Below are 8,680 nucleotides of genomic sequence, written 5' to 3'. Positions count from 1 at the left end.
GGCGCGAGCACCGGGGCGGGCGCCGCGGGGCGGGGGATCTCCACCTTGTACTGCTGGAGGAGCGTGACGGTCTCCGGATCGCCGGGGTCCGCCTGGTAGGCCTTGAGGAGGTTGCCGCGGCCGACCTCGGCCTCGCCCCCCTTGATCTGCAGCACGCCCGCCATGCGCAGGGCGGCCTTGTCCTCCGGCTGGACCTGGAGCGCGCCCATCACCTCTTCGAGCGCCTTCTTGTCCTTGTTCTGCGCGGCGTAGACCCGCGCCAGCAGGAGGCGGGGATCGGCCGCGGTCGGGTGCGCCTTGACGCCCTTCTTGCAGACGACCATCGCCTCCATGAAGCGGCCCAGGTCGAGGTACGCCTCCGCCAGGGGCTTGTAGGCATCCGACGATGGGTCGGAAGCGAACGAATGCTCAAGCTTCGCGAGCTCGGTGGGGCTCAACGTCTTCGATGGGGAGGTGGACATGAACCAGAAGGGGGCCCGGTAATTGGCCGGGAAGGATGCGGTACCGGAAGGCGGTTTTTATGGCATCCACAGTGCGGCACGTCAATCGCAGGGTTGGTGCCGGAAACGAGCTGCTTGACAGCAAGGTGGGGCTCCGGTACTAGCCCCATCACTTCGCGGGACCCAACCCCCGCGAGGCGCAGCAGGCAGCCTGTAGTCCCCATGTGGGGGTGTAGCTCAGTTGGGAGAGCGTCGCGTTCGCAATGCGAAGGTCGTCGGTTCGATCCCGTCCACCTCCACCATGAAGAACCGAAGGGCCTCACGGGAAACCGTGAGGCCCTTTGCATTTCAGGCCATTGGCGAATTGCAAAGGCTTCCGGCTTTGTTATCCGGGGCCGATGACCGACCCGTCCGCCTCCCTGTCGTTCTTCGCCCGCTTCTGGCTCGCCTGGCTGTGCTTCTGGCGCTGCCTCGTGTCCCGCGAATTCGCGCAGGCCGTGCTGCCGGCCAGCCGCGCCTATGACGCTGGCCAGCTCAAGGAGCTTCCCTCCGGGGACACGGCGGCCCCACCGCCCGTGAAGGCGCCGGCCGTCCAGGCCCCCGTGGCGCCCCCTCCCCTGGCGCCCGAGCGCGAGCACGCCAGCGCCCTGTCGCTGTTGGCCATGCTCCAGCGCGAGGGCCGCTTCCTGGACTTCGTGCAGGAGAACGTCGCGGCCTTCCCGGACGCGGACGTGGGCGCGGCGGCCCGCATCGTCCACGAGGGCTGCCGCAAGGTGGTGCACCAGTACCTGACGCTCCAGCCGGTGCTGCCGCAGGGCGAGGGCGACAAGGTGACGGTGCCGCCGGGCTTCGACGCGCAGCGCATCCGGCTCACCGGCAACGTCGCCGGCCAGCCGCCCTATGGCGGCACCCTGCGGCACCACGGCTGGGTGACCACGGAGGTGAAGTTCCCGTCCGTCAGCCCCGCCATGGAGCCGCGCGTGCTGGCCCCGGCGGAGGTCGAGCTCGCCTGACGCCCGCCCGGGCAGCAGGCGGCGCGTCCTTCGAAGTCCCCTTCCCTTCAAGGAACCACAAGGCCCCCCAAAGGGGTTCCTGACCGATATGGCCCGATACGCAATCGGCATCGACCTGGGCACCACGCACTCCGCGGTGTCCTACTTCAACCTCGAGGACGGCAAGCCGCGCGGCCCCTCGCAGTCCATGCTGCCCGTGCCCCAGGTGACGGCGCCCGGCACCGTGGAGGCGCGCCCGCTGCTGCCCTCCTTCCTCTACCTGCCCAGCGCGCAGGAGTTCCCGGAGGCAGCCTCGCGCTGCCGTGGAGTCAGGAGCCGGGCGTCATCGTGGGTGACTTCGCCCGCTCGCACGGGGCCAAGGTGCCCACGCGGCTGGTGTCCTCGGCGAAGAGCTGGCTGTCGCACCCGGGCGTGGACCGGAGGTCCGCGCTCCTGCCCTGGCAGGCGCCGCCGGAGGTGCAGCGCGTGTCGCCGCTGGATGCGTCCGCGCGCTACCTGCGCCACCTGAAGGAGGCGTGGGACCACACCTTCGCGCGCGCGCAGGAGGAGTCCGGCAACGCGCTGTCCCAGCAGGAGGTCATCGTCACCGTCCCGGCGTCCTTCGACGCGGCGGCGCGCGACCTGACGCTGGAGGCCGCGAAGGCGGCGGGCATCGAGCACATCACCCTGCTGGAGGAGCCGCAGGCGGCGCTGTACGCGTGGCTGGAGGCGATGGGGGAGAACTTCCGCAAGCAGGTGCAGCCCGGGGAGGTGATTCTCGTGGTGGACGTGGGCGGCGGCACGTCCGACTTCTCCGTCATCACCGTGAAGGACCGCGAGGGCGACCTGGAGCTTTTGCGCGTGGCGGTGGGCGACCACATCCTGCTGGGCGGCGACAACATGGACCTCGCCCTGGCGCACACGCTCAACCAGCGGATGGCGGCGGACGGCCGCAAGCTGGACGCGTGGCAGTTCAACGGCCTCACCTACGGGTGCCGTCAGGCGAAGGAGACGCTGTACGCGGATCCATCCCTGGACCGGGTGCCCATCGCCATTCCGGGCCGGGGCTCGTCGCTCATCGGCGGCACGCTGCGCACGGAGCTGACGCGCGAGGAGCTGGACCGCGTCCTCACGGACGGCTTCTTCCCGGTGACGCAGGTGGCGGACCTGCCGCGCACGCCCGGCGCACGGGCCTGGCGCAGATGGCGCTGCCGTACGCGCAGGACCCGGCGGTGACCAAGCACCTGGCGGCGTTCCTCACCCGGCAGGCGCAGGCGCTGGCGGCCAGCGCGGACTCGCCGGTGGACGTGGCGGGCAAGGGCTTCCTGCCCCCCACGGCGGTGCTCTTCAACGGCGGCGTCTTCAAGGCCGGGCCGCTGAAGGGCCGCGTGATGGAGGTCCTCAACCAGTGGCTCGCGGCGGAGGGGGCGCCCCCGGCGAAGGAGCTGGAGGGGCGGACCTGGACCTCGCGGTGGCGCGGGGCGCGGCGTACTACGGCTGGGTGCGCCAGGGGCACGGCCTGCGCATCCGCGGCGGGACGGCGCGCGCCTACTACGTGGGCGTGGAGACGGCGATGCCGGCGGTGCCGGGCATGGAGCCGCCGGTGAAGGCGCTGTGCGTCGCGCCCTTCGGCATGGAGGAGGGGACGCAGGCGGACGTGCCGCCGCAGGAGTTCGGGCTCGTCACCGGCGAGCCCACGAGCTTCCGCTTCTTCGCGTCGTCCGTGCGGCGCGACGACCGGGTGGGCGAGATGGTGGAGGACGTGGAGACGGAGCTGGCGGCGGGGGGGCTGGAGGAGGTGGCGCCCATCGAGACGACGCTGCCCGGCCAGGCCACGCCCTTCGGCGACCTGACGCCGGTGAACCTCCAGGCGGCGGTGACGGAGGTGGGCACGCTGGAGCTGCGCTGCCTGGAGAAGAACGGCTCCGGACGCTGGAAGCTGGAGCTCAACGTGCGCATGAAGGAGTAGAAGGGGCCCCGCACACCGGAGGCGTATGCGAATCGTCGGCATCGACCTGGGCACCACCCATTGCGCGGTGGCATCCGTGGATCCAGGCAGGGGCGCGGGGGCACCCGTCGAGGACTTCCCCCTGCCCCAGCTCGTCCGCCAGGGCGAGGTGGCGCCGCGCCCGCTCCTGCCGTCCACCGTCTACGTCCCCGCCGGCCACGAGCTGGCCCCGGAGGTCCTGCGCCTGCCCTGGGGCGACGACGGCGGTCCGTATGTCGTGGGCGAGCTGGCCCGCTGGCAGGGCGCGCGCGTGCCCGGCCGGCTCGTGTCGTCCGCGAAGAGCTGGCTGTGCCACCCGGGCGTGGACCGCTCCGCGCCCATCCTCCCGTGGGCGCGCCCGCGGACGTCCAGAAGCTGTCCCCGGTGGACGCGTCCGCCCTGCTCCTCACGCACATGGCCCGGGCGTGGGACTTCGCCCACCCGGACGAGCCGCTGTCGAAGCAGGAGGTGGTCATCACCGTCCCCGCTTCATTCGACGAGGCGGCGCGCGCCCTCACGGTGAGCGCGGCGCGCAAGGCGGGGCTGGAGAAGTTCACGCTGCTGGAGGAGCCGCAGGCGGCCTTCTACGACTACACCGCGCGGCACCGCGCGGACCTGGAGCAGACGCTGTCCCAGGTGCGGCTGGTGCTGGTGGTGGACGTGGGCGGTGGCACCACGGACTTCACGCTGGTGCACGCGGGCGTGTCGCCGGAAGGCCCCATGCTGCGGCGCCTGGCGGTGGGGGACCACCTGATGCTGGGTGGCGACAACATGGACGCGGCGCTCGCGCGGCGCATGGAGGAGAAGCTCACCCAGAGCGGCCGGCGCCTGTCCGCGACGCAGTGGACGCAGGCCATCCAGGCCGCGCGCACCGCGAAGGAGGAGCTGCTGGGGCACGCGCCGCCGGAGAAGTACGGCCTGTCGCTCATCGGCGAGGGCAGCCGGCTGCTGGGCGGCACGCTGTCCACGGAGCTGGGCCGCGACGAGGCGCACGCGCTGGTGCTGGACGGCTTCTTCCCCCTGTCCCCGCCCGGGGACCGGCCCCGGCGCTCGGCGCGCATGGCGCTCCAGGAGCTGGGCCTGCCGTACGTGCAGGACCCGGCCGTCACCCGGCACCTGGCGGCCGTTCCTCGCGCAGCACGCGGCGGCGGGCTTCGCGGCGCTGGGCGAGACGCCGTCGCACGAAGGCGCCCTGCCCCGCCCGGACGCCATCCTGCTCAACGGCGGCGTCTTCAACTCGCCGCAGATCTCCGCGCGGCTGGTGGACGCGCTGTCCGCGTGGTGGCCGCAGGCGCCGCGCATCCCGCTCCTGAAGCACGAATCGCTGGAGCTCGCGGTGGCCCGGGGGGCGGCGTACTACGGGCTGGTGCGGCGCGGGCACGGCCTGCGCATCGGCGGTGGCGCGGCGCGCGCGTACTACGTGGGCCTGCAGCGCGGCCCGGACAGCACGGAGCAGCCCACGCTGTGCCTGATTCCTCGCGGCTTCGAGGAGGGCCAGAAGGTGGACCTGGGCGAGCGCCCCTTCACGCTCACCCTGGGCCGGCCGGTGCAGTTCACGCTCTTCTCCACGACGAGCGACCGCATCGACAAGCCGGGGGACCTGGTGCCGCTGGCGGAGGACCTGAAGCCGCTGCCGCCCATCCACACGCTGCTCAAGGGCGCGTCGGGCAAGGTCACGGAGGTGCCGGTGCACCTGCAGGCGGCGCTCACGGAGATTGGCACGCTGGAGCTGTTCTGCGTGTCGGACGTCGCGGACGAGCGCTGGCGCCTGGAGTTCGAGCTGCGCGGCACCGGAGGCTCGCACGAGCTGACCGTCACCGAGTCCATGCCCGCGCGCTTCGCCGAGGCGAAGGACAACGTGGAGCGCGTCTACGGCAACAAGCCGCTGCCCTTGGGCCCCAAGGACGTGAAGCAGCTGTCACGCACGCTGGAGAAGGTGCTGGGCCCGCGCGACACGTGGCGCGTGCCGGTGCTGCGCGAGCTGTGGAGCACGCTCTACGCGGGCGCGAGCAAGCGCCGCCGCTCCGACGACCACGAGCGCGTCTTCTACAGCCTCACCGGCTTCTGCCTGCGCCCCGGCTTCGGCTACCCGCTGGACGGCTGGCGCGCGGAGCAGACCTTCGGCCTCTTCGACGCGCTGGTGCAGCACCACCAGGACAAGGCCGTGTGGACGGAGTTCTGGGTGATGTGGCGCCGCATCGCGGGCGGCCTCACGGAAGGCCAGCAGCAGAAGCTCTACGGCTACCTCCAGCCGCACCTGTCCCGGCGCGTGCCCCCGGAGGCCCCCACGGGCCCCAAGCTCAAGGGCATCCTGCCGGAGGGGCTGGACGAGATGGTCCGCACCGTCGCCTCCCTGGAGCACCTGGCGCCGGGCGACAAGGCGGAGGTGGGCCGGTGGATCGCCGCGCGCCTGAAGGCCGAGTCCCGCTCCGGTGGCCCGTGGGCATGGGCCCTGGGCCGGCTGGGCGCGCGCGTGCCGCTGTACGGCAGCAGCCACAAGGTCGTGGACGTGGAGACGGCGGAGGCGTGGCTGGAGCTGCTCTTGTCGCTGGACCTGCGCAAGGTGGACGGCGCGCCCTTCGCCGCCGCCCAGCTCGCGCGCCTCACCGGCGACCGCACGCGCGACCTGGACACCGCGCTGCGCGAGCGCACGGCCCAGGCGCTGGTGGCCGCGAAGGCCGCCGACACCTGGGTGCGGATGGTGCGTGAGGTCGTCGCCCTGGAGGCGGCGGACGAAGCCCGGGCGCTCGGCGACACGCTGCCGGCGGGCCTGCGGCTGTTCTGAGCAGGAGGCGGGCCGCCGGAATGCTCCGGGCGGAGAAATCCCATGCGGGGCGCGAACCGTGCGCGCCCCAGCAGGGCGGCTCATCCCGGGCCGTGGATCAGACCTGGGCGGGGGCCGTCACGTCGGCCGCGACCGCCACCGGGGCGTCGACGAGCGTCGGCGCCACGGGAGCGGTATCGAGCGGCACGGCGACGACCTGGAGCACGGGGTCCACGGCGGCGACGGCGGGCACGCTGACGGTGGCGGCCTGGGACTCGTCCTTCTTCGGCTTCTTCGTGCCCGCGCCCGAGCGGCAACCCCGGCACCAGGGCTGGTTGCGGATGGCGCCGTCCGCCATCTTCCGCAGCCCGAACTGCGCCAGGGGCTTGAGCGTCTTGCACTTCAGACACATCAGCGAGATCAGCACCTCGTGGCCGTCGGCGTCGTAGACGGAGGACTTGCGCCGCTTGCGCGGCTGGCCCGGCTCCCGCGCCTCTTTCTTCTCGGGCGCAACGGGGACCATCATCGGGGTCACTTTGTAGAGCATCTCTTCTGTCCCTCCCACGCACGGGCTCCAACTTGCTCGCGCTGGCTGGAGGGCCGCGCCTGCAAGGGATCTCGCGTGCCCTAGAGTAGGGAGGTTTCCCTCCGTTGGAAACTGATCCCAGGCCGAAAATTCGGCCCAGGACGCCTTCCGCTGATCTTCCGCTGGGTTGCGCCGCGATCCAGCCCCAGCGGATCAGCACGGAGAGAAAATTTCCAACGGCGGTCGCACCCTTTTCAGGGCTTCGCGTCCGCGCAGGGCCCCGCCGCCTTCACCAGGTGCACGCGCCCGAGCGCCGGGGGCTTCAGCGCGTTGCCGTGGGCGCGGCCGTACGCGGTCAGCACCTCGCGCAGGTCCTGGCCCTGCAACAGGTTGATACGTTCCCGTGGCAGCGTGGACGTCAGCGGCCCCACCCCGTCGCCGCCGCGCAGCAGGAAGTCCGGCACCGCGACCCGGTAGGTCCCCTTCGCCTTCAGCGGCCTGCCTCCCGGCAGCGTCACGCCCTGGAAGCGCTCCGGCCCGGGGCACGCGCCCAGCGTCACCTCCAGCCCGGACACCGCGAAGACGCCCTTGCGGCCGCCGTAGGCCAGCGACAGGAAGCGGCGCAGCTCGTCCGCGCTCAGGTCCAGCACCGCGAGCGTGTTGTCGAAGGGGAGGACTTCGTAGAGCTTCCCGAAGGTGAGCGGCCCCTGCGGCAGGTCCGCCCGGATGCCGCCCGCGTTCATCACCGCCGCGTCGGAGCGGGCCGCCTCCCGCATGGCGTCCGCGATGAGGTTGCCCAGCGCGCTCTCCCCCTCGTACACCTGGGGCATGCGGGCCTGGATCTCCACGCCCACCGGGCGGCGCTGCTCCTCCTCCACGCGCGCCTCCGCGGAGGCCACCAGCGCCTGCACGCGGGCGTCCGGCGTCACCGGCTGGCCCAGGAACGTGGCCGGCACCAGCCGCACGTCCTTCGCGTCCTTGAGCTTCAGCGCGTCGCAGGTCTTCAGCGTGGCGTCCACGGCGCCGCACACCGGGATGGCGGCCTGGATGCGCGTGCGCTCGGGAAGCACGCGGTGGCTCACTGGATCCACGAAGAGGTCCACCACGCCGAACGAGCGCGCCAGGCCCGTCGTCTCGATGACCGGCACGTCGCCGAAGAAGTGCCCCATGGGCTGGTGCGTGTGGCCCGCCACCACCGCGTCCACCGCGCCCTTGGGCAGCGCCTCCAGCACCGCGTAGATTTCCCCGTCGTCGCGCACGCACCCGGACGTGTCGCGCGGGTTCGCCAGGTCCGTGCACTTGCCGCCCGCGTGCGCGATGGCGACCACCACCTCCGCGCCCTGCTCGCGCAGCGACCTCGCGGCCTGCGTCGCGGCGTCGGCCAGGGACTCGAACTTGAGGCTGGCGATGTTCGCGGGGTTGGTGGTCTGCGGCGTGGACAGCGTGGACAGGCCCAGCAGGCCCACCTTCACGCCCTTCACCGTGACGACCGTGGTGCCGTCATTGCCCAGCCACGCCGGGTGGCGGCCGTCCTGCTCGCGCACGTTGGCGGACAGGAAGGGGAACCTCGCCTGCCCCACGCGGGCCTTGAGCGCGCCCAGCGGGTCCTCGTCCGGGCGCCGGGCCACGGGCTCCGGGCCCACCGGCCCGTAGTCGAACTCGTGGTTGCCGATGGCGACCGCCGCGTAGCCCAGGTGGTTGTACACGTCGACGACGATGGCGCCTTCCACCAGGTTGGACGCCAGCGTCCCCTGGAACAGGTCCCCGCCGTCCACCAGCAGCACGCCGCCCGGGTTGTCCTCGCGCAGCCGCGCCACGTAGGACGCGAAGAGCGCCGCGCCCCCCTCCTCCACCTTCTGCCGTCCGGCAGCGTGGCGCGGTGGGGCATCACCCAGCCGTGGAAGTCGTTGGTGCCCACCAGCGTGAGCCGCACCGGCTCGGCGGCGGGAGGCGCGGGGGGTGGGGTGGCGG

4 protein-coding genes, 1 tRNA gene and 2 pseudogenes are annotated in these 8,680 nt (G+C 72.6%); 4 read left to right on the top strand and 3 right to left on the bottom strand.

Annotation, left to right across the window (positions count from 1 at the left end; genetic code table 11):
* Positions 1-461, bottom strand: a 461-nt coding sequence (locus ACLEQD_RS31065) for a tetratricopeptide repeat protein (RefSeq protein ID WP_410389088.1), incomplete at its 3' end; no start/stop codon positions are given.
* 205 nt (positions 462-666) lie between these two features.
* Between ACLEQD_RS31065 and ACLEQD_RS31060 the strand changes: the two genes are divergently transcribed.
* The 4 genes and pseudogenes from ACLEQD_RS31060 (at position 667) to ACLEQD_RS31045 (ending at position 6,204) form a co-directional block, all read left to right on the top strand.
* Positions 667-742 (top strand) — tRNA-Ala (locus tag ACLEQD_RS31060).
* Between the two features lie 96 nt (positions 743-838).
* Positions 839-1,453, top strand: coding sequence for a DUF2760 domain-containing protein (locus ACLEQD_RS31055; RefSeq protein WP_410389086.1), 615 nt, complete (start codon positions 839-841; stop codon positions 1,451-1,453).
* Between the two features lie 88 nt (positions 1,454-1,541).
* Positions 1,542-3,401, top strand: a pseudogene (locus ACLEQD_RS31050) (Hsp70 family protein).
* Between the two features lie 25 nt (positions 3,402-3,426).
* A pseudogene (locus ACLEQD_RS31045) lies at positions 3,427-6,204 on the top strand (Hsp70 family protein).
* Positions 6,205-6,301: 97 nt separating this feature from the next.
* Here ACLEQD_RS31045 and ACLEQD_RS31040 read toward each other — a convergent pair.
* Positions 6,302-6,730 (bottom strand): hypothetical protein, encoded by a 429-nt coding sequence (locus ACLEQD_RS31040; RefSeq protein WP_410389084.1) that lies wholly within the window; start codon positions 6,728-6,730, stop codon positions 6,302-6,304.
* A 233-nt stretch (positions 6,731-6,963) separates the two neighbouring features.
* A complete protein-coding gene (locus ACLEQD_RS31035; RefSeq protein ID WP_410389082.1) occupies positions 6,964-8,562 on the bottom strand; it encodes a bifunctional metallophosphatase/5'-nucleotidase in 1,599 nt (532 codons plus the stop codon).
* Between the last annotated feature and the right edge of the window lie 118 nt (positions 8,563-8,680).

The sequence above is a fragment of the Corallococcus sp. 4LFB genome (genome assembly GCF_046520365.1).
In the GTDB taxonomy this organism is placed as follows: Bacteria; Myxococcota; Myxococcia; order Myxococcales; family Myxococcaceae; genus Corallococcus; species Corallococcus caeni.
This window is presented reverse-complemented; position numbering and strand designations above follow the sequence as displayed.

Excerpts from the sequence above, each read along its gene's own strand:
- ACLEQD_RS31055 (WP_410389086.1), top strand. The coding sequence starts at position 839 with ATGACCGACCCGTCCGCCTCCCTGTCGTTCTTCGCCCGCTTCTGGCTC.
- ACLEQD_RS31040 (WP_410389084.1), bottom strand. The coding sequence starts at position 6,730 with ATGCTCTACAAAGTGACCCCGATGATGGTCCCCGTTGCGCCCGAGAAG.